The following is a 21,963-nucleotide window of genomic DNA, read 5'->3' as shown; positions in this document are numbered from 1 at the left end:
GCAGCAAGGCCACGCATCGGCATCCGGTCTGCATTGGCGGAGCCGATCAGGATGATGCGGCCGCCGTCGGGCATGGTCCGTGCGGCGGCAACAGCCGCGTGATAAGGCGCGAGCCGGTCGATGGCATCCGGCGGCATGTCCAGCGGGTTACCCGCGCCAAGAATTCCGGAATTGACGACCAGCACATCCAAGGGGCCGAGCGAGGCGATCAGCGCGTCCCTGTCACCGCTGTCGGCGCGCAGGGCCCTGCTTCCGGTCTCGGCCGCCAATGCCTGGGCGTCGTCAGGGGAAGAAAAAATACGTGAAAATGACTTTCACGCCATCTGTTGCGAAGCGACACACGATGGCGGCCCCAATCCCGTGACTGCCGCCCAGCACAAGAACGGATTGTCCATGAAATCTGGTCATGACCGCGTTTTCCTCAATGCCAGAATTTCTGCCAGTCTGTCAAATGCTGGCTGGTAGATGTGTGTCGGCATGCGGGTCTGCATGCTGGCTGCGTGTTCGGCTGATGCTTCAAACTGACCGTGCCATCGGATAAACGTGCGATCGCCATCCGTTATGGGCAGAAGCGTGATGGTCGAGCGGTAGTTCCGGATCGGGAGAGCCGATTCAATGATCGAGAATGTCACTGCATGCTCCACGTCGGACAGCGCCAGAAGCTGTTCACGGATCACACCGACATCGCCCATTTCAAGACGTCGGATTGCGCCGACACGGTCGCCGGGATCATCGCCTTCGATCACGCAGCTTTTCACGCCCGGCAACCAGCGACCAAGGGTGCCGAAATCACGGATCAGCCCCCAGACGGACGAAACGGGTGCATTGATGACACTGCTGGCCATAACGTTGATCATACGGACTCCCCCTGCCCTTTTCTGTGTGGGATCAAAGTGACTGGCCGCCCGTCACCTCGATGCGCTGGCCATTCACCCAGTGCATGTCGTCAGACAGGAGGGCACGGACTGCAGCCCCGATGTCGTCGGGCTGGCCGACACGCCCCAGCGGCGTGATCTCTGCGAGGCTTCTGTTGACCGTGGCATCATCACGGACCAGACCGCCGCCAAAGTCTGATGCCACCGCGCCGGGGGCGACCGCATTGACGGTAATGCCCCGCGCGCCCAGTTCCTTTGCCATATAGAGCGAGATGACTTCGGTTGCAGCTTTCATGGCTGCGTAGGGCCCATGATCCGGCAGGTAGAAGCGCGTCGTGGCAGAGGTGATGTTGAGAATGCGGCCACCATCACGGATCAGTGGAAGAAGGGCTACCGTCAGCAGATAAGGGCCCTTGAAGTGAATGTTATACTGATTGTCGAGCTGTTCGGATGTCGCGGCATCGAAGCGTGTGTGAATGATGTTGCCAGCGTTCTGGACAACGTAATTCAGTGTCTGCTGCTCGAACTCGTTTGCGAGAAGGGTTTTGACCTGCTCTGCAAAATCCCCGAATGACGCGTGGTTCGCGATGTCCAGTGACAGCATGCGCAGCTTCGCGTTCTCATGGCTGAGGGCGGTTTCAGCAGCCTTCGCCTCGTCTTCATTGGTGTGATAAGTGCCGATCACGCTGATGCCGGCGGTCGTCAGATGCCTGGCGATGCTGTAGCCGATGCCGCGATTGACACCCGTGACGAGGGCGATTTTTGATGGGCTCATGATCGGATTCCCTGAAAAGGCATGGCGTCGGGTTCCGAAGACACCACTTCCATATCGACCGATCCATAATAGGGGCACGAGGCAGGGTCAAGGATTTGTGGACCGAACGATATGGAATTTTCGGGCCGGGTCCGGATCGTTTCGCCGCTGTCAGTCTGTCAGCTTTTTCTTGGGCCGCTTTGCTGTTCCCCGTTTCACCGCGTTGATATCCCACAATGTCAACAGCGACGTGACAGCCGCATCCAGAGTGTCCGGACGCATCCCGTCCCGGGCTTCGCATGTCATGCCGTGGAAAAAAGTCGTGAGAATTTCGGGCAGCACATCTGTCGCCGGGGATGCGTTCAATTCACCATTGGCAATAGCGCGTTCTACGCAGGCCCTGATGCCGGTGCGCGTGCGCTGTCGTTCCGCCGCAAGAAGCGCCTGGACAGGTTCGTTTTCAGGTGAACAGTTGCTGGCACCGCACACGACCAGACACCCGGCTGGATGTGTGTGGGCGGACTGCATGCGCGCCGAACTGCGCAACGTCCGTTCGATGGCCTCGCGCGGGGGCAGGCTTTCATCCCATAACGGCGCCATCACCTGCCCGTATGTGGCCAGATAACGCTGCACGACTTCGCGGAACAGGGCTTCCTTCGAGCCGAACGCGGCATAGAAGCTCGCGGGCGAAATGTTGCCCATGCAGGCCTTGAGCTGCGTCAGGGAAGTCGGCTCATACCCCTGCGCCCAGAAAAGCGCCGTGGCGGCATCAATCGCCCTGTCGCGGTCAAACTCACGGGGCCGCCCGGTCCGCGCCATGTCATCGTTCCTTCCGAAAGACTTCCATATTAAGTGATCCATAAGTGATTGCCAAGGCCGCTGGTGCCTTATAGGCGTATCAAACGATCCATATGTTGTCGCCCGTTCCTCGTCCGACAGGTCGTCACGCATCTACAGGTCTCCGCAAAGACCAGCTTTGAATCACGTATAGGCCAGTCTGAAAAGACCTTTTGCCAACGGAACCTAACTGACGACATACCTTGGCAATTACGTCATAAAACAGCGTGCCTCTCGCAATTCTTCCTTCAGTTTGTCCATGAGCTGATTTACTGGCATGGCCCGCGCCAGAGGGCCCCCTGACCTGCCCAATAAGCGCCAAAACCATTTTCACCACAGTTTCTGGCAGCTTTGTTGAGCGCTTTCCCCGCATCATAAGCAATGGGGTAATCGGGAACCGGTGGAATGCCGATACTGCCACTCAGGCCAGTAAACCGGTTTTGAAGACAGCGCGCAGGACGTCCTGAAACAAGATCGGTCATGCATGTATGAAACGCGGCTGGTCCGCCAAAGCCTTTCGGTAAGCTTCATCCGCGTCTGTCTCCGGGCAGAGAATGAAGGCCGTGCCCATCTGTGCGGCGACGGCACTCAGGGCAAAGGCAGCCGCCATGCCTGCTCCATCCATGATGCCGCCCGCCTCAATCCCTTGTGCCACAATATGCATCCGTCCCTGTGTTCTCGGGAGCATGGGCTTCCTCCAGACTGGTTACTGTTGCCAGCAAAAGCGTACCTGTCGCCTTCAGGGCCGAAATCTGTTCGGCTGAAGAAAGCCTGACGCGGTTTTGTTCTGCAGCCACGCTGGCAGGTCGTAGAACGGTTTTTCGCATGAGCCACACTATGCCGTAGGCTCGTCAAGGGTTACGAGCGTTCCGCTTCAACGCTCGCAAGTCTCCTTGTCGTCGTTTTCGCATGTTTCATACTCAGAAACGCCGCTATACTCGCTTACGGTACGTAACATCCTCTGATAGATCCTGAGCCTGCATGGTTTTTTAACCGAATACTCACCTTTTTACCTTTCTATGTGTTTCAACTGAGACAAATAGCGGCAAAGTTGCATCCTCCTTCGTGACCTTCAGCAGGAAGCCACAACCTTGACGCTGGGGCTATGGTCAGATGGAGACGTCAGCAAGGTGAAGAGACCCATTATCGATCTCGATGATATTCTTACGGTTGCAGACCCCTTCGTATCCTATGCGAAAAAGGAAGCTGATTTGGCGACGGTCATGCGTCTGCCCGAACTGTATGTGACGTCCCTTTATAATTATCTTATTAAACATGTCATAATTATTCATTATGAATTTCTTATACCACAGGTCATGAGGTTCTGTGAGTTTTCGAATTAATGCCACGAACTTATTGCTGTTGATCTTAAGTATTTACTTAAAATAATAAATTGATAATATGAAGGAAACTAGAATGAACTACGAATTTGCACTGAAAAATAGACAGTCTGTGCTAAATTTCATCAATGAAGATAAAACGCATGCTGTTATTGAAATCCTGAATACGGGGAGGCATGTCTGCAAATTCGAAGATCCAGATTGTCCGGATTCCATAAAGATATTGCAGGAACAGATTATCGAGGCCTTGGTTCGCAAGATCAATGACGAAAATTATCGGGATATATTTGATATTCTGAACAGGCTACCTGTTTTCTTCGGGCTGAATCTTCGTCTTTGCATTGAAATCAGCCTCCTGAATATTTCTCGTAATATCGATTTGCCTCTGCAGATCAGATATATGGATAATCTTCCTAGATATTTGCGAAATGATCCCGTCATGCAACTGATTGAAGCTGAAACGCTCCGGCAGACGGGGCGGTCTGATCGCGCACTGATCCTCTACAATCAGGTGCCTATCCGGGAAAGCTGGTGGCCATTTACGCCATTATGGGAAGAACTTACCCGCGGACTGGCGCGCTACATGATGGAAATGAACCAGCAGTTCCTCGCCAGGCAGTCTCTCCCTGATAAAGGATGGTCTCCTGATACACAGGCGCTGCGACCCCTTATATCGGGATTGCTGAGTCGCCAGGCGGGAAGTGCCCAAGGGTTTAAGGGAGATATTGAGCGTGTCATATGGAATACGCCTGTACCCGGCATTGATGTCGGTGGTCTGGTGATTTCCTTTCTATGTGACCATATAACTGATCTTGATGCGGATAGGGCTGCTACCGTCTTTCATCTGGCTGTTTCTTTTGACAAACAGGCGGATATCCAGCGAATTCTGTCGCAAAAAATGTTTGTGTCTGAAACATTGTCGCTGCACCCTCTGTTTATAAAATATTTCGATATTTTCTCGCAAAAAAATATTTCTATTAGAGGGATATTTCTAAAATGCCTTAATGCTTTTCTTCAATCATCATTCTGTTTGGATTTCCGCAATGGCAACCTGAATGCGTTTTCTTTCAGTGTGCTCGACAGCACTCCCGTATGGGCCACGGAAGTCCTGTCCCGGTACCGCGCCCGGCTGAACGGGGGCGGGATACGAGGTATCCCTTTTCTCAATCAGCCACGACATGACATTTTTCTGCGCACAGGGGGAGAAAATCATACTTTTATTGGAATTTTCGGGCAGATGCGTGATCCGCAAGGCAGTTTCTCAAAAATTATGAAATATCTGCATGCAGATACTGCCCAATACCGTGCCGCAGGCAAACGCCTGAGTATTGGTATTGCGACATGGAACCTGACGGGACAGAAAAAGATTGAAGATGGCACACTGGTGGGGGAATTTTTATCTCGTATACCCCGGTGCCTGCAGAAGATCATATCCACCAATCATATCAAAAATCTATTGGAATTGCGGCATATTTTACCGCATACGGCAGATGCATTACAGAAGGCCTCCTGCACCAATAATATGGTCGATGAGGGCATAATTCGTAGTATTGCCTCGCAAAATGGGTTTCATGATCAAGATATATTCATCAACATTGAAACCGAAGATCAATATCTGGAAGATATCGGAAAGGAATTCCGTTCTTTTTATAAAAGGGTCAGTGTTGGCATAGAAAATCAGGCACGTATGTGGCATCGCATCGCGGCCCTTTATGGCCTGGCGAAGCAGGCTACACAGAAAACTGCACAACCGATTGGCAATATGGCCCTGATGAGGCCAGATGTTCTTTTTCGTGGCGGGTCCATTATCGAGATGATCGAGAAAGCTGTACATCAAACATCGGAAGACGTCGCGATCTGTGATTATGACCCGCATGCATACTGGATCGAAGGGGTAGGAGATCGTTATTTTGCCGGTCGCGCAACAGCCGTTGCCCGGGCATTCGATGGTAAAGATTTGATTTTACAAATCATGAGGGACCCGGTACTTTCCACCCATTATCAGGACAGACCTTTCTGGCACCGGTTTGCCCAGACCATATTTTATGAAAGTGACGTATTCCTCCAGCAATCTGCTGCCATTGACATGGAATTCCTGAGGCAGAGCATTCCGCTGGATGTATTGAAACCTGCTCTTCAGAAAGACTATGTACAAATATCAGACCATGGTTTGAAAGACCTGATTGAAAGGTTTGTTTCTTCATCGTAAATATTTGTATAAAAATGGCAAGATGTGGATAGATGTGATGTTGTGGACAGTCCCTGTACGGGATGTGCGAGGATAAAATTATTGCTGTCTACAATGTCGGGAGCTAACTATGGAAACGATTTCGAAAATTGGTCTGTAATTGACTACGAATGTTTTTTTAGTTGCAGGGGACCGACAGTAAGAGAAATATTTTTGTGCACCGTCATTTGCGACGTGGCGAGGTCTCCCGTTTCTTTGAAACACTTCTCTCGTGTCTGGTTGGCATGGAATCTTGCAGCGCGTCGCATTATTGGACGCACGAGATTGCAGCATCCGGGCATACGGTGAACATGATGCCAGCGATTTACGTGAAGCCCTATTGATGCTGCCTATGCCGAGGCGATCTGCGAGGCGTTATCCGAGGCGTTATCCGGCTGCCCCCGTACTGGAACGGATGTAGGCCTAAGGTCTGTTGGGCCTTGAACGACAGAACGGACTGCATCGCTGTTTATGATGAGCATGATGCGGTCTGTCTTTTCCGATACCGCATCGTCCGTCTGGGCGCCCTTGATCGAGGAAGTCCGTCCGAAGGGAAAGACCCCGCCGAAGAACCTTCGACGGACGATATCCGCGATTTTCTGGCGCCATCAGAACGGCGCGAAATGGAGCACCCTGCCTTTCTGCGTTTGGTCCCTGGTGGATTGCCGCACAGTTGTTCATTCGCTGGTCGAAGCGTGGGGTGAGGCAGAGCCTCTTTGAAAAGGTCAGCAGCCCGAGCCGGCATTGGGCATCGTCTTTCTTGATGGGACGACGATCCGTGCCCATCACAAGGCGGCCGGTGCCGCCAAAAAAGGGATAGAATGGACGCCGCAGAGATCGTGAGGCGCTTGGCCGCTCACGTGGAGGTTTTGGCACCAAGGTCTGTGTAGTCGCAGAAGGCCATGGCAGGGTTCTTTCCTTCACGCTTTCTTTCGGACTGGCGCACGAACTGCCGTGTGCCTATGCCCTGCTTGATGAGCTGCCACCCCCACCGATCCATGCCGTCTGCAATCGCGGGTATGCCTCGCAGAAATTCCGTGAATATCTCTGGAACCACGGGTCCCGTCCCGTCCCGTCACCCCGCCAAGGAAAAATGATCCAGAAGTTGCCTGTCCCAGATGGGCATACAGACACCGGCATCTGGTCGAAAACCTGTGGGCAAGGCTAAAGGAATAGAGGGCCGTTGTCACACGCTATGAAAAGACGGCAGCGTCCTTTCTCGCCGTCATTCTCCTCGCTGCTACAGCAGACTACATCAAGGCCTAACAGGCCCTAGAGCATTATTGCCGCCAGTCCAGAGCGCTGGAGGGTGCGGACGGCGTTGTCGTTTTCATCGGGCTGCAGGTTACGATTCAGCTTGTGCTGTATATTCTTTGCATGACCGAGGAATTGCATGGTCATGGTATTGAATGGTAGAGGAGTTAACCATTTCACCAGATGCAGACACACATTGCAATAAAATCAAGAAATGTTTTGTAATGCATTATCTTGTAAAGTCTATTGCCTTTTTGTGTATCATTCTGATATTTAATAAAAAAATATAACATAAAAATAATCGGCTCGGTAAAGTGCAAAATTATGAATGTAAAATATAAAAGAGATATATTTTTATATTGCTTTACCGCAGTATGTACCATTTCTTTTGCGCATGCAGCAACCAATACCATATCAGGCCAGGATTCTACGAATATTGATGCATCCAGCTCGATAAATACAGATGATGATGGCATTACCATCAAGACGCCGACAGATGTTTCCGTAGATATTGCAAGCGATGGTTCCGTTACCGCCGCAGGTGATGGCGTGCATGCGAAGGCTGCATCCACGGGACAGATATCAATAACCAACAGTGGGACGATCACCAGCACATCTGATGGGCAGGCCATAGATCTCAATGATATGTCGGGCAACGGCAATACGACCACGATCACCAACACGGCGACTGGTAAGATTGTTTCTGACAATGCTGACGGTATTCGCCCCGGAACAAATGCTACCGTAATCAATAGTGGTCTGATTTACGCAGATGGTCCTGCTGCCTCCAGCCATGATGGCATTGATTTCCAGAGTGCGCCGACGGGCACGGTAATCAATGAAACCGGGGGGCTGATTTCCGGGCATCGGCATGGGATTACCACTGACGGGTTCGTAAACGTTATAAATGAGGCGGGTGCCACCATAATAGGCCGTAACGGATCAGGTGTCGGGTCTGACGGCACCGGTCAGGTGACCAATTACGGTACTATTATCGGTGCCTATGATGGTTCGGGAACAGGAGACGGTGATGGCGTCGACATTGACGGAGACGCCGTTGTCAATAACTGGGGAACAATCAAGGCATTGGGTGCTGCTGGTGTCGATAAGACAGGCTCACCAAATGCGTCTGAAGGCTTGGCACTAAGTGAAAATTCCACAGTAAACAATTATGCCGGTGGCGTCATTGAAAGCGTTGATAATGCAATGACGCTAGGCGGTGATCCGGGCACGATTGCGGTTGTCAATAATATGGGAACCGTTCTGGCTGGTGGTACTGGCATCTGGGACTATCAGAATCTGGAGTTAACCAATTCTGGGACCATCAAGAGTGATTACCTCGGTGTCTCCTCCACGGGAACTGCCGCAAATATAAACAATTCTGGATATATATATGGCGCGGATGCTGGCATATATATGTTTCCCGGGTCGTCATATAATATTTACAATTCAGGTTATATCGGTGGTGGAACTAATTCCCTTGTTCTTGCCGGAAGTGGTAATCTATACATAGAAAAAGGTTCGGTCATAGACGGAACTGTTGCGGCAGGCGGTGGCGGGATCAATTCGCTATATCTGGAAGATGGAGCAAAGTTTGGTTCGTCAACCGGTCTGGACAATCTGTTTGTAGAAGGTTCGTCCGAGATTGATGGAACCAATACATTTTCAAACGTGCAGATTGATGCAGGAAGTGCCCTGACCGTATCTGGTGCGGGCAGCATTAGCGGAACTGTCGACGATAGTGGTCAGTTGTATATTGACGGCACGGATAACCAGATCGATGTGAACGCACATGGATCTACTGCCACGTTGTCAGGTAACGGAAGTATCAATTCTGCCACGATTGCGGACCATGCTACGTTGTCCCCTGGCAGTGCAACGTCAATAGGTACCCTGACGATTGCAAATAACCTTTCCATGGATAGTACGTCCGTACTCGCGATCAAAGCCGATACCAGTAGCCTGAAAAATGATTCTGTCCAGGTTGGGGGAACGGCAACGTTAAACGGCGGAACCGTTGATTTTACCGATATTGCATCTGGGGCGTCGATAAGATCCGGACAGGTTTATACAATTCTGACTGCCCAGAAAGTTGTCACGGGGCAAGCTGCAAATCTTGTTACCAATATAGATTCGATTTACCCGTTCATCTCGCCCTATCTTGAATATGGCGAAGATAGTGTGGACGTAGCCATCCGTCGCAACGACAGTAAATTTTCTTCTGTTACACAGACCCGCAATCAGTTCGGTGTCGCGAATGCCCTGGACAATGCGGGGAGCGCTGCCCTGTCGTCTGTTATTACCAACATGGATGCGACACAGGCTCGCAGGGCTTTCAATGCTCTGTCGGGGGAGATCCATGCTTCCGCGCGGACAGATTTGGTCCAGGATAGCTTTTATGTGCGGAATGCGGCGGTCGATCGGTTGCGTGACGCTGCCTGTGATCCGGGTGCTGGGAATGGAGCACTCAAAACTGCGACTATGCAGGGGCATCTGACAGATGGCCTCTGTCAATCAAACCGTAGCGCCATGTGGATGGAAGCATACGGTGGATGGGGCCGTAATTCCGGTGACGGCAATGCTTCGGGCATGAACCATTCAGTTGGCGGATTTGTGCTGGGCGCAGATACGACGGTTGCCGGAAACTGGCGTGTCGGTGGCATGGTGGGTTATGGTCACTCCACCTTTAATTCCCGCGCAGTGGATTCCTACGGTCATAGCAATAACGTCAGTATTGGCGGTTATGCGGGAACACATTGGGGGCGTCTGGCCTTCAGGATGGGTGCTGCTTACACCTGGAACATGCTGTCCATCGGTCGGACAATTGCCCTGTCGTCTATGAATAATGGCAAGGCCAATAGTCAGTATGATGCAGGTACTGCGCAGGCATTTGGCGATCTGGGGTATCGCATGCATCTGGGGCAGGCATCGTTCGAACCATTTGCCAATGTGGCGTATGTTAATCTGGATACGGACAGGTTTAACGAACATGGCACTGCGGCCGCATTGAATGGTCATGGCATGGATACAGGGACTACTTTTTCGACCTTCGGGGTCAGGGCCTCCTCCGCTTTTCATGCCGCGCATTTCATACTGGTGCCGGGAGCGGAATTCGCCTACCGGCATACGTTCGGATCGCCAGTGCCAACCACCCATGAAGCATTTGCGAACAGCAATGCGACGATGGATATTTCTGGCGTGCCCCTCTCAACCAATGCAGCTGTGCTGAATATTGGCCTTAAGGCGTACCTGAGTGACCGCGTGAATGTTGGCGTAAATTATATTGGCCAATATGGTGACCAGTCTGTTGAATCGGGGCTTCGTGGAAATATAAAGGTGACGTTCTAACGCCATTTCGGGATGACTTTCTGGAGGTTCGATATGACGATTTTCCAGAAAGGCTCCTGTATCCACTTTATTTAAAAAATCACATTAGAAGATATTCAATGTGAATATGTAGCGCATGTGCAATATGGCGTACTTCAACTGTGCTGCCCTGCTTATTGTTGTTCTCAATCTCAGACACATAGCTTTTGCTATCCCCTGCCCCGCTGATGCCACAAGGAACCGCTGGCTGATGGTGCGTGCATGCCCGATGAGCGGATGGGGACACCCTACGCCGTCGTGGGCGGGGATGACGCACTGATTGCCATCGGGCATCGTTCCTGCCACAGGTGACGTCAGAAGGCTGTTTTCTTCCCTGTCTGCTCATGTGGCGTTAAATGATAACAGGCATAGCGGGTCACGTCTGGACCATCCGGTTCTGCAGCAGGCATACGGTTGCGCTGCTCTATGGCAGATCTGATGAGAGCCCCATGCCATTGCGGATAGCGTGACGCTTTGAATTCAGGTCATTGTATGGGTGTTTGATCCTGCGGAACTGCATCATGGAATCTTTTACCATCCACGCAGGATAGAACAAAACAAGAATATTCAGGAGGTCGGGTTATCCGGTCCAGGCTGACGGGCTGGAGTGAAGAGCGTGTGTGATATTGAAAAAAATATTACATATATTTTCGTGGAATTCTGATCCGGTTAGCACTGGGTGGCGTATCCTGGAGCAAGCATCCTCGCTGATTTTCAATAGATTGTGTGGATATTTCGCCTCATTCAGATGGAACGGTGTGCCTCTGGTCACGACCTCAAGGTTTGGAAATCTGCCATATCTCTTGCCTTCCGGGCCTGTAGAAAAAATGATTATCCACACTTAAACGTAGGAATATCAAAAATTTAATCACAAAATATGATATTTTAATAATTCACGATATAAAACCTACCATAATGTGGTTTTATGTGATTTAACATATTTAACGGAGTTCGAGCGTTTTTAACGGATGATATCCACTATGAGAAATAGTTTTATCCTTACGCCTATCAGATTGTTTCCGCCTGTGCCTACGACATCCGCCGGGTTGGCTGCCTGTTTCCCTGCTTCGCCTCGTGCTGATCGGAACGGGAGGATCGGGCGACACGTTATGACAGGCGCATGACCCGATCCCGCCCATATGACAATGTGGACAATGTCGACAATTCATGTGCCGTGCGCCGATGTCATGAAAAAATACCTATAAAAAAGAGCGCACTAGAAAGCGCAAAAAAACTTCTTGAGACGTTTCCCGCCACTGCGGAAGGTCATTTCGTCAACCCGGATGAAGTGTTTCCTAACAGGAGTTGCAAATATCATGTCCGATACCAAAACTGTTTCCACCTATCTGCGTCCCATCGACCGGACCGGACTGCTGGGTTTTGCGGAAAAGGGGCGTAACAACCCTGATAACTTCGGTACGAACAAGGTCCATACCGTGTGCGAAGGCCAGTACCGCACGCTTAGCTATGTCGGGCAGCACGCCCCGGTGGTGGTGGATGAACCGCTTCATCTGTTCGGCCAGAACACGGCTCCGGCTCCGGGCGAAATCGTTCTATCCGCGCTGGGTGGCTGTCTGGCCGTCGGTATTACAGCGGTTGCCACATACCGCGAAGTAAAGCTGAGCAAGCTGGAACTCTGGCTGGAAGGCGACATCAGCAATACGGCGGCATGGGGCGCTGGTGGGGCTGACCGCAAGCCCGAGGAAATGGGCTTCCAGCGCATTCGCGTAAAGGTGGCGGTGGAAGGCGATGCATCGCGTGAAGCGCTGGATGCCATCGTGCAGCATGCCAATTATTTCTCCCCCGTCGCCAATACGATGCGCAATCCCGTCCCCATGACGATCAGCCTTGCAGACTGAGTTTTATGGCACCGCACGCCGGTAAAAGGAGACCGTCTTTCCATGCCAGCCCGGAACATGACACAGGCCGTTCAGGCGGATACGTCTCTTCTCCAGCGTGTTGAAGGGATCGCACGGGGGCCGCTGGCTGCAATCGTGACGGATATTGACCTGAACGGTCATTATCCGCTCGAAATCCTGCGTGCGCTGGGGGAAGCGGGGGCGCTGGCCCCCCATCTCCAGCGCAATGGGGCGGATTTCGGCCTGGCCATTCAGGCCATGGCCACCGTCAGCCGCCAGTGTGGCGCGACCGGCTTCCTTATGTGGTGCCATATGGTCTGTGGCCTTTATCTGGAAAAAGCGCCCGATAGAGCCCTCAATACGGACCTGCTGTCCACTCATGCCCTTGGGCACAGTTTTGGTGGCACGGCGCTGTCCAACCCCATGAAGGCCCTGGCCGGGATCGAGCGCATGGCGCTTGAGGCCACGCCAGCGCCGGGTGGCTACCGTATCAGCGGGGTGCTGCCATGGGTCAGTCATATTGCGCCGGGGCAGTATTGTGGCGCCATGGCCCGGATAGACGGACAGAAAGGGCGCGAGATCCTGTTCCTGCTCCGCTTCGATGGACAGGCGACACTTCGCCCCTGCCCCCATTTTTCCGGGATGGAAGGTACAAGTACGTGGAGCATCCGGCTGGATGATTACTTCCTGCCCGCCCGCGACGTCATTGCCGTTCCCGCGCAGCCGCTGGTCAGCGTCATCAAGGCGCCCTTCATCCTGCTGCAGGCCGGCATGGCGGCCGGTATCGTGCAGGGATGCATTGATTCCATGCTGGAGGTGGAACCTCAGCTTGGTCATGTGAACCGATTCCTCGAGGACCGGCCGGACACCATGCAGGCCGAACTGGATGCCTTTACACAACGTGCCCTGAAACTGGCGCGCACACCGGGTGAGACAGACACGTCCTACCTGCTGGATGTGCTGGACGTGCGGGCGCACGGGTCTGAACTGGCGCTGCGCGCGTCACAGTCAGCCCTGCTGCATCAGGGGGCACGGGGATATCTGAGCACCGCCGCCCCGCAGCGCCGCGTCCGGGAGGCGCAGTTCGTGGCGATCGTAACCCCCGCGATCAAGCATCTGCGTCTGGAAATGGCGCGGCTCATGACGGAGGAACTTCCAGCATGATCCCCTACCGCAAATTCATATGCCGGGTCTGTGGCTGGATCTATGACGAGGCACTGGGGGACCCCGATGGCGGCCTGCCGCCCGGAACGCGGTTTGATGATATCCCTGATGACTGGGCCTGCCCCCTGTGCGGCGTGACCAAGGCGGATTTTGAACCCTATGTCCTGCCCGCTGTCGCCGTTGCGACCAGGGCGACACCCGACACATCCGTCACCGCCCGCAGCGTCTGGGACGCCGTGATCGTAGGGGGGGGCACGGCAGGCTGGGCAGTTGCCGAGCGCCTGCGTGCCCTGAGTCCGTCCGTACGGATCGCGCTGGTCACCGGGTGTGCAGGTGATCTGTACGCCAAGCCCCAGTTGTCCATGGCGCTGTCACGCAATCTGGATGCAGCCAGCCTGTGCCGGGGCCAGGGTACGGATACGGCCGCGGGCATGGGGATCACGCTGATGGGGGGGACCTTCGCCTCTGGCATCGACCCGCACGCGCACCGGCTGCGCACCACGCGGGGCACGCTGCGATATGGCGCGTTGGTACTGGCGCAGGGGGCACAGCCCGTGCGCCTGCCCAGCCTGCCGGCGGATCTGGTGTGGCGGGTCAATTCCCTGTCGGCATGGCTCAGGCTGCGCCGGAGCATTGGTGACACGCCACGGCGCATCGTGCTGGTCGGGGCCGGGCTGGTCGGATGCGAACTGGCAGAAGACGCGGCCGAGGCCGGGCATACGGTCACGCTGATTGGTCGCGGCCCCTATCCACTGGATGGTCTTGTGCCGCCCGCGGCGGGACGGCGTCTTGGCGCGCGACTGGAGCATGCCGGGATTCATGTCATGAATGATACTGTTGTCCATAATGTTACGAAGTCAGAACGTACGATGAAGGTGAATGTTGTGACATCAGGTCGCCCTGCCCTGTATGAGGCGGATATCGTGATTGCCGCCATCGGGCTGGAAACCAACCTGCATCTTGCCCATACGGCGGGGCTCGATACGGATGCGGGCATTGTGGTTGATCCGGCAACACTGCGTACCAGCCAGGCCGATATTTACGCATTGGGTGACTGCATCAGCATCCATGGGCAGCCATGTCGCTATATCGGCCCGATTGCCGCGCAGGCGGATGCAGTTGCGCATGAAATCCTGGGGCTGCGCCATGAGGGATATGCCCACCAGTCCCCGAAGGTCCGGCTGAAAAGCAGGGTGGCCCCGCTGGAACTGACCGGCACGCCAGATCCGGCCGCGCCATGGGAAATCGTGACGGACACGACCGAACGCCTTGTCATGCAACAACGCTGTGGCGGCGCCACGACAGCGCGGCTGGAGGTATCGTGATGAGCGGATTTTCCTTCCTGCGTCCCCCCCGTGCCGCCCTGCTGCGGTGTGCCCCCGCTGTTCCGGCAGGGGCTGTCTGTGGCTGCGGTGTCGTGCATGCCACGCCCGTGCGGATCGGCCGCCGGGCGGTGCTGGGCGCGCTGGCGGCGGGAACGGTGCTGGGCAGCCTGCCATCCCCGCTGCGCGCGGCAGTGCCGGCGGGCCCGCTGGAACGGCCCGATGTCACCATCGGTTTCGTGCCGATTTCCTGCGCCGCACCGCTGATCATGGCGGAAGCACAGGGCTTCTTCACGCAGGAAGGGCTACGGGTGCAGTTGCAGAAAACGGCCAACTGGGCGCTGGTCCGCGACCGGCTGCTGGATGGCCATCTGGATGCATCCCACCTGCTTTCGCCCATGCCGCTGGCGCTGTCGCTCGGGCTGGGCGGGAATGCGCCGCATGCCGTGCGCGTGGCCAGCATGCAGAACCTCAACGGGCAGGCCATCACCCTTGCCCTGCGCCACCATGACAGGCGCGACCCGCGGCAGTGGAAGGGGATGACCTTCGCCATCCCGTTCGAGTTTTCCATGCACAACCTGCTGCTGCGTGCCTATCTGGCGCGGCACGGGCTGGACCCGGATCATGACGTGACCCTGCGCGTGACAGCCCCGCCGGACATGGTCGCCAACCTGCGGGCCGGTAATATTGACGGCTTTCTGGGGCCGGAACCCTTCAACCAGCGCGCGGTCATCGAGGAAGTGGGCTTCGTGCATATCCTGACGGCGGAGATATGGGACGGCCACCCGTGCTGTGCCTTTGGCATGACGGCGGCGTTCATGGACGCAAACCCCAATACCGCCGCCGCCCTGCAACGCGCAATGATCCGCGCTGCCGATTTCATGCAGCAGCCAGACAACCGCGCGCAGGCAGCCCGGATCATGGCCCAGCCGCGCTACCTGAACCAGCCCGAACTGGTCATTCGCCAGAGCCTGACCGGGCATTACGCGGATGGCCTGGGCGTGGTGCGCGACAACCCGCGCCGGGCGGCTTATTCGCCCTACCCCTATCCGTCCATGGCGGTATGGATCATGTCGCAGTTCGAACGGTGGGGGTACCTGAAGGGGCCGGTGGATTACCGCGATGTGGCCCAGCAGGTCTTCCTGATCGATGCGGTCAGGCAGCAGGCGCAGGCCATGAACCTCCCCCAGCCTGCGGATGGGGGCGATAACTGGCCCTCCTTCAATATCATGGGGCAGCATTTCGATCCTGACCATCCGTCTTTCTTCAATCAGGGATAGCCGCCATGATTTCAGTGGAAAGCCGTCGGGCCTTTTTCCTTTTCCTTGCCCTTTTCGCGGGTCTGCTGCTGGTCTGGCAGCTGTCCACCGCGTCTGCGCCCCCCCGGTCCCCGTATGGTATCCCGCAGGGCAATGCGGAATACCAGATGCTGATGGGCCACGCCCCCGGAACCACCCAGACCCGGGAAGGCTTTCCCGGCCCGGCCCGCTTCGCCGCGTCCGCCCTGCAGGCCCTGCATGCGCCGTTTCACAATAATGGCCCCAGCGACCGGGGCATTGGCTGGCAGGTTGGCGCGTCCCTGCTGCGTGTCGCGATCGGATACGGGCTGGCGGTTGTAGTTGCCGTGCCGTTCGGGTTCCTGATCGGGCTGCATCCCGTCATCCGTCGTGCGGTTGACCCGTTCATCCAGATCCTGCGTCCGATCTCGCCCCTGGCATGGATGCCGCTTGCGCTTTACACGATCCGCAATGCGGAAGGCTGTGGCATCTTTGTCATCTTCATCTGTTCCCTGTGGCCCATTGTGCTCAACACGGCCTTTGGTGTGGGCAGTGTGCGCCGGGAATGGCTGAATGTCGCCCGCACGCTGGAAGTCAGCTGGACACGCAGGATCCTGTTCGTGCTGCTGCCAGCGGCGGCTCCAACCATCATCACCGGCATGCGGATCGGGCTGGGGATCGCGTGGCTTGCCATTGTCGCGGCCGAGATGCTGGTGGGCAGTTCGGGCATTGGCTATTTCGTGTGGAACCAGTGGAACAATCTGTCCCTTTCGAACGTGCTGCTGGCGGTCCTGCTGATCGGTTTTACGGGCATGGTGCTGGACGGCGCGCTGGCGGCCCTGCAGAGGAGCGTGACCTATGCCGAATGACAGCGCACATGCAGCACCGGCTGCGGCCCATGCCGTCTCCCGACCGCTGGTTGAGGTCTCCATGCTGGAAAAACGGTATGGTGAGAGTGGGCCACCGGTATTTTCCGATGTCTCGTTCACCATCCAGCCGGCTGAATTCGTCTGCCTGATCGGTCATTCCGGCTGTGGCAAGAGTTCCATCCTCAATATCCTGGCGGGGCTGGAACAGCCATCGGGTGGCACGGTCATCATGGATGGGCACGAGATCACCCGCCCGGGACTGGAACGCGGCGTCGTCTTTCAGGGGCATGCCCTGCTGCCGTGGCTGAGTGCGGTGCAGAACGTGGCCTTTGCCGTGCGGTCACGTTTTCCAACCTTATCCCGCGCCGAAATCAGGGAAAAGGCCGAACATTACCTGCATCTGGTCGGGCTGCATAATGCGCTGGACAAGAAGCCGGCCGAACTGTCGGGCGGCATGCGCCAGCGCGTGGGGATTGCACGGGCGTTTTCCACGCAGCCCCGCATGCTGCTGATGGACGAACCCTTTGGCGCGCTGGATGCCCTGACGCGCGGGCTGATCCAGGAGGAACTTCTGCAGATCTGTGCCCGCACACGGCAGACCGTCTTCATGATCACGCATGATGTTGATGAAGCCATCCTGCTGGCGGACCGTGTTTTACTGATGAGCAACGGGCCCGATGCCCGTCTGGCGGAAAGCATCGACAATCCGCTGCCCCGCACCCGGACACGGGAAAGCATGCATCATGAAACCGGGTTTTACGACCTGCGCAACCACCTTGTCGACTTTCTGGTCCGCCGCTCCGCGCTGGTCGGTAAAGGCGAAAACTGACGTAATGAAAGGAGAATACCATGCCTGTATTTGAAAGCCGTGAAGAGGTCACGCATGCCATCATTGCCGCGCGCGTTGCCAGGGGCATCCGCTGGGCGGATGTGGCGACGGCCGTGGGCCGGAGCAAGGAATGGACCACGGCGGCCTGTTTTGGCCAGATGACCTTCAGCGCCGGGGAGGCCGAAGCCCTCGTCGCACTGCTTGAGCTTGATCCCTCCGCCCTGCCGTGGCTGCAGACCGTGCCCTACAAGGGCACGCTGGGTGGCGGCGCGCCGGATGATCCGCTGCTGTATCGCTGGTATGAAATGATCAGCGTCTATGGTCCCGCCATCAAGGAACTGATCCATGAGGAGTTCGGGGACGGGATCATGAGCGCCATCGACTTCAAGATGCATATTGAACGCGAGCCTGATCCCGCTGGTGACCGGGTCCATGTCAATATTTCCGGTAAATTCCTACCTTACAAAAAATACTGACAGTATAAAATGGGCGGAATTCAACATTCTGCCCACCACAATAAAATAACATAAAATAAAATTATCGTCCCAGGACGGTACGGTTTCTTGCGCTCTTTACGGTCCGACATCGTAACAAGGAGTACAGACCATGTCGCATGCCTACAGGACTCTTCTTCCCGGACAGGCGCAGTCGTTCAGAAAGGCTGCCGCCCTGTCCATCACGCTTGCAGGTCTGGGTTCATCGGGCGCATACGGGGCGACCCCTGTCACGGACAGTACACGCGGCGGCCTGCCGCCACCCAATACGGCGCGACTGGTGCCAAAGGTGGTCACAACCCGGCCTGTGCAGGGTGCGCCACAGGTTAAAAAGACCGTGCCCATGCCTGCCTGGCTTGGCCGGTTCACCGCGGCCAATGGTGCGGCATCCGGCTTCGGTACGGTTGGCCCGTACGGGCAGGCCCGCTGGGCCGAGGACTGGAGCTTTCTTGCCCATGAACCCGCCGATGTCCGGCGCAGGGACTGGTTCAACCGCCTGAAATACGTGCGGCTGAACGACAGTGGCTCCATATGGGTCAGCTTCAGCGGCGAAGAACGTCTGCGCTATGTGTTTGAAAACCAGCCGGCACTGGGCAAGGCCGGGGTGACGGATGCCAGCCGTGTCCTGCTGCGCAACCAGTACGGGGCCGACCTGCATCTGGGGTCGCATGTCCGTATTTATGCCGAACTGCTTGATGCCGTGGCTGGCGGGTCGAATACATATGGCTACCAGACCGGCCTGCAACGTGAACGGCTCGACATGCAGCAGGGCTTTGTCGAACTGCGGGGCAAATTTCTTGGTGCGCATATGGGAGTAATGGGGGGACGGCAGCTGTTCCTTGATGCACCGGTCATGATGCAGTCCGCGCGCGATATCCCCAACGTGCAGCAGACATGGGACGGGTTTCGCGGTTATGCGTTATGGAAGAATTTCCGTATTGATATTTTTGATTTCTTCCAGACGAACAAACAGCCTGTCGGCATATTTTCCAATGGCACGAACTATTCCGGCCGGCTGTACGGGGCCTATGCGTCCGGCGCCCTTCCCGCCTTCCGGTTCATGGGGCAGCGGTCCCAGCTTTACCTTGATGCGTTCTTCATGGGCTACCTGTATGGCAGCCCGCTGGCGTCGGTTCCCACGGCAACGGTCGGGGGAGCCACGGCGGGCACCACGCGTCGGGATGGCATAGGCGGGCGGCTGTGGGGCAAGGTCGGCCCCTTTACCGTAAATCTGGATGGCATCTATCAGGGCGGCTCGTTCCATCCTGTCAATAACGGTGCGCACCGGCGGGTAGACGCCTACGCGGTCAATGGCGGTATCAATTATACCATTCCCAAGGTTACGGGCGCACCGACATTCGGCGTGCAGGCGGACCTGTTTTCGGGGGGAAATTACAACCAGACATCGGGATCGGTGGGGACGTTCGGCACGCCCTATTTTCCGCTTCCCTACTACAATGACGTGACCATGACCCTGAACAACCAGAACCTGGTTGGCGTGGGCCCGGTCATGACATTTGCGGCGGCGAAAAAGGTCTCGCTACGACTGCACGCGCCATTCTTCTGGCGTGACAGCACGCAGGACGCGCTATACGGGATCGGACGCGTCTATACCCCGCGTGACGGGCTGCATGGGGGGTACGTAGGTGCCATACCACAGTTCCAGGTCAGCTGGTCTTTCGCCCCGCACTGGGTCTGGACGCATGACATTGCCGGTATCCTGGCCTCCCGCGGGGTGCGTGAGGCGGGGCTGAACTCGGGCGCCTATTACATGCAGACCATGCAGTTCGTATTCTGACTGACAGGAGCACTCTGTCTATGTAGGCTGCGATCTGGCTGCCGGCGTTCCGTCGCGGGCAGCCAGCCAGATGGTTCCTTTTTCTTATCAGGCTTGCTGGCGCATATGTCCGCTCCCGACACCCATGATGGTTTCCCTGCCGAGTTCTGGCGTTCACAGGAAATCCTGCTGCTCAAGAACGTCATGGCCCTTGTCGGGCGGGGGCTTGACCTTGATGGCGTCCTACGTGAGGTCGTGCACCTGCTGTCGGAACTGCTGGGGCTCAACCGCGCGCGTATCATTTTCAAGGATCCGGAGGGGGACACCTACCGCATCCGCCATGCCTATGGCCTGACAACGGCCGAGATCACACGCGGTGTCTACAGGCTGGGTGAGGGCATAACGGGGGCAGCGCTGAAGAACCGGCATCTGATTATCGTGCAGGATATCGACAGGGAACCCCTTTTCCTTGGCCGTGCCGTCCTGCGCGAGCACCTGCCATCGGAAAAGGTGGCCTTCATCGCCATGCCTATTGACCTGGGGCACAACCGGGTCGGCCTGATCGCGTGCCACCGGCTGCGGCACCGGAACAGGAACCTGTCCGATGACATCATGATCCTGCAGATCATATCCACCCTGATCGGGCAGTTGATGAAACTGGGCGATACGGTGGAAGAACAGACGCGCGCCCTGCATGAGCATAACCAGCTGCTGGAAAACGCGCTGGAAAACGCCACCATGCGGTATGGCATCATTGGCACCTCCCCTGCCCTGCTGAAGGCGATTGCCGAGCTTGAGGGCGTGTCGCACGCGTCATCCAGCGTGCTGCTGTGCGGGGCTGCGGGAACGGGCAAGGAACTGTTTGCGCGCGCACTGCATATGGCCAGTCCGCGGCGGACGCAGCCCTTCGTGCGCGTCAACTGCGCCGCCATTCCCGAAAACGCCTTTGAAACCGAGCTTTTTGGCCATGAACGCGGGGCGTTTCCCGGTGCAAGGGCACGCCGGACGGGACAGCTTGAGCAGGCGCATACCGGCACGCTGTTCCTTGACGAGGTCGGTGAACTTCCCCTGGCCATGCAGGGGCGGCTTCTGCATGTATTCGAACAGGGCACGTTCACGCGTGCCGGCACGGGTCTTGCGCGCAGGATCGACATCCGGGTTGTCAGCGCGACCAGCCAGAACCTGCGCAAGCGTGTCGAGATGGGGCTGTTCCGCTATGACCTGTTCTATCATCTCAATGTCATTCCCATCACGCTGCCGACCCTTGCCGCCCGCAGGGAGGACATTCCCCTGCTGTGCAGCCATTTCCTCAGCCTGTTCAACCAGCGGCATGAACGCAACATCAGCCTGTCCCGTTCGGCAGTTGACCTGCTGATCGAACAGGACTGGCCGGGTCATATCCGCCAGCTGTCTAACGTGATCGAACGTGTCGTGCTGCTGGCCCCACAGCCGGTCATGGCGGCGCGGGACCTGCGCGCGTTCCTGCATGACAGTACGCAGTCGGTGCCCCTGCAGGCGGTGCAGGGCGAACGCGCGTACCGGCCGTACCTGTCCGCGTCGTCCCATTCCAAGGAAGAACTGCTGCATGCGCTCAGGCTGAATGGCGGCAACAAGTCACGCACCGCGCAGCAGCTGGGCATGACGGCACGGCAGCTTCATTACCGCCTGAAGCTGTTTGATGTCGCGTAGGGCGCGGATGTAATCATGAGCTCCGCATGA

Annotated in this window: 15 protein-coding genes and 2 pseudogenes; 12 read left to right on the top strand and 5 right to left on the bottom strand. The window is 56.3% G+C overall.

Translation table 11 applies throughout. From position 1 onward, the window contains the following. The 5 genes and pseudogenes from HNO79_RS11535 to HNO79_RS17510 form a co-directional block, all read right to left on the bottom strand. Positions 1-408: pseudogene (locus HNO79_RS11535) on the bottom strand (SDR family NAD(P)-dependent oxidoreductase); the annotation flags it as partial. Beyond that, positions 405-857: an SRPBCC family protein gene (locus HNO79_RS11530; protein WP_214165242.1), complete on the bottom strand. Its 453-nt coding sequence runs from the start codon at positions 855-857 to the stop codon at positions 405-407. The pseudogene HNO79_RS11535 and the gene HNO79_RS11530, both read right to left, overlap by 4 nt. A 31-nt stretch (positions 858-888) precedes the next feature. Continuing rightward, on the bottom strand, positions 889-1,650 hold the full coding sequence (locus HNO79_RS11525; protein WP_214165243.1) for an SDR family NAD(P)-dependent oxidoreductase: 762 nt from the start codon (positions 1,648-1,650) through the stop codon (positions 889-891). A gap of 150 nt (positions 1,651-1,800) precedes the next feature. Continuing rightward, positions 1,801-2,448 (bottom strand): TetR/AcrR family transcriptional regulator, encoded by a 648-nt coding sequence (locus HNO79_RS11520; RefSeq protein ID WP_214165244.1) that lies wholly within the window; start codon positions 2,446-2,448, stop codon positions 1,801-1,803. Between the two features lie 496 nt (positions 2,449-2,944). Further along, on the bottom strand, positions 2,945-3,076 hold the full coding sequence (locus HNO79_RS17510; RefSeq protein WP_408887044.1) for a nitronate monooxygenase: 132 nt from the start codon (positions 3,074-3,076) through the stop codon (positions 2,945-2,947). An 806-nt stretch (positions 3,077-3,882) separates the two neighbouring features. Between HNO79_RS17510 and HNO79_RS11510 the strand changes: the two genes are divergently transcribed. From HNO79_RS11510 to HNO79_RS11455, 12 genes and pseudogenes are all read left to right on the top strand, one after another. Then, entirely contained in the window at positions 3,883-6,015 is a 2,133-nt protein-coding gene (locus tag HNO79_RS11510; protein ID WP_244987526.1) for a hypothetical protein, read from the top strand. Between the two features lie 501 nt (positions 6,016-6,516). After that, positions 6,517-7,299: pseudogene (locus HNO79_RS11505) on the top strand (IS5 family transposase). A gap of 312 nt (positions 7,300-7,611) precedes the next feature. Continuing rightward, a complete protein-coding gene (locus tag HNO79_RS17275; RefSeq protein ID WP_244987525.1) occupies positions 7,612-10,635 on the top strand; it encodes an autotransporter outer membrane beta-barrel domain-containing protein in 3,024 nt (1,007 codons plus the stop codon). Positions 10,636-11,969: 1,334 nt separating this feature from the next. Next, complete coding sequence (locus HNO79_RS11495; protein ID WP_200409105.1) at positions 11,970-12,512, top strand: OsmC family protein; 543 nt, start codon at positions 11,970-11,972, stop codon at positions 12,510-12,512. Between the two features lie 42 nt (positions 12,513-12,554). Beyond that, positions 12,555-13,676, top strand: a complete 1,122-nt coding sequence (locus tag HNO79_RS11490; protein WP_214165246.1) for an acyl-CoA dehydrogenase family protein — start codon at positions 12,555-12,557, stop codon at positions 13,674-13,676. Continuing rightward, positions 13,673-15,001 carry an FAD-dependent oxidoreductase gene (locus tag HNO79_RS11485; RefSeq protein ID WP_214165247.1) on the top strand — a complete coding sequence of 443 codons (1,329 nt, stop codon included), beginning with the start codon at positions 13,673-13,675 and terminating at the stop codon, positions 14,999-15,001. The genes HNO79_RS11490 and HNO79_RS11485 overlap by 4 nt, the downstream gene beginning before the upstream one ends. Beyond that, positions 15,001-16,278 (top strand): CmpA/NrtA family ABC transporter substrate-binding protein, encoded by a 1,278-nt coding sequence (locus HNO79_RS11480; protein WP_214165248.1) that lies wholly within the window; start codon positions 15,001-15,003, stop codon positions 16,276-16,278. The genes HNO79_RS11485 and HNO79_RS11480 overlap by 1 nt, the downstream gene beginning before the upstream one ends. Positions 16,279-16,283: 5 nt before the next feature. Further along, a complete protein-coding gene (ntrB, locus tag HNO79_RS11475) occupies positions 16,284-17,144 on the top strand; it encodes a nitrate ABC transporter permease (RefSeq protein WP_010516947.1) in 861 nt (286 codons plus the stop codon). Further along, positions 17,134-17,973: an ABC transporter ATP-binding protein gene (locus HNO79_RS11470; protein WP_214165249.1), complete on the top strand. Its 840-nt coding sequence runs from the start codon at positions 17,134-17,136 to the stop codon at positions 17,971-17,973. Before ntrB ends, HNO79_RS11470 begins: the two co-directional genes overlap by 11 nt. 20 nt (positions 17,974-17,993) lie before the next feature. After that, on the top strand, positions 17,994-18,449 hold the full coding sequence (gene cynS / locus HNO79_RS11465; protein WP_200409100.1) for a cyanase: 456 nt from the start codon (positions 17,994-17,996) through the stop codon (positions 18,447-18,449). A 130-nt stretch (positions 18,450-18,579) separates the two neighbouring features. After that, the gene (locus HNO79_RS11460) at positions 18,580-20,265 is read left to right on the top strand and encodes an alginate export family protein (protein ID WP_214165250.1); all 1,686 of its coding nucleotides are present in this window, start codon (positions 18,580-18,582) and stop codon (positions 20,263-20,265) included. Positions 20,266-20,370: 105 nt separating this feature from the next. Next, positions 20,371-21,933, top strand: a complete 1,563-nt coding sequence (locus tag HNO79_RS11455) for a sigma 54-interacting transcriptional regulator (protein ID WP_244987524.1) — start codon at positions 20,371-20,373, stop codon at positions 21,931-21,933. Positions 21,934-21,963: the final 30 nt, after the last annotated feature.

Origin of the sequence: Komagataeibacter oboediens, assembly GCF_018491655.1 — a bacterium.
In the GTDB taxonomy this organism is placed as follows: Bacteria; Pseudomonadota; Alphaproteobacteria; order Acetobacterales; family Acetobacteraceae; genus Komagataeibacter; species Komagataeibacter oboediens.
This window is presented reverse-complemented; position numbering and strand designations above follow the sequence as displayed.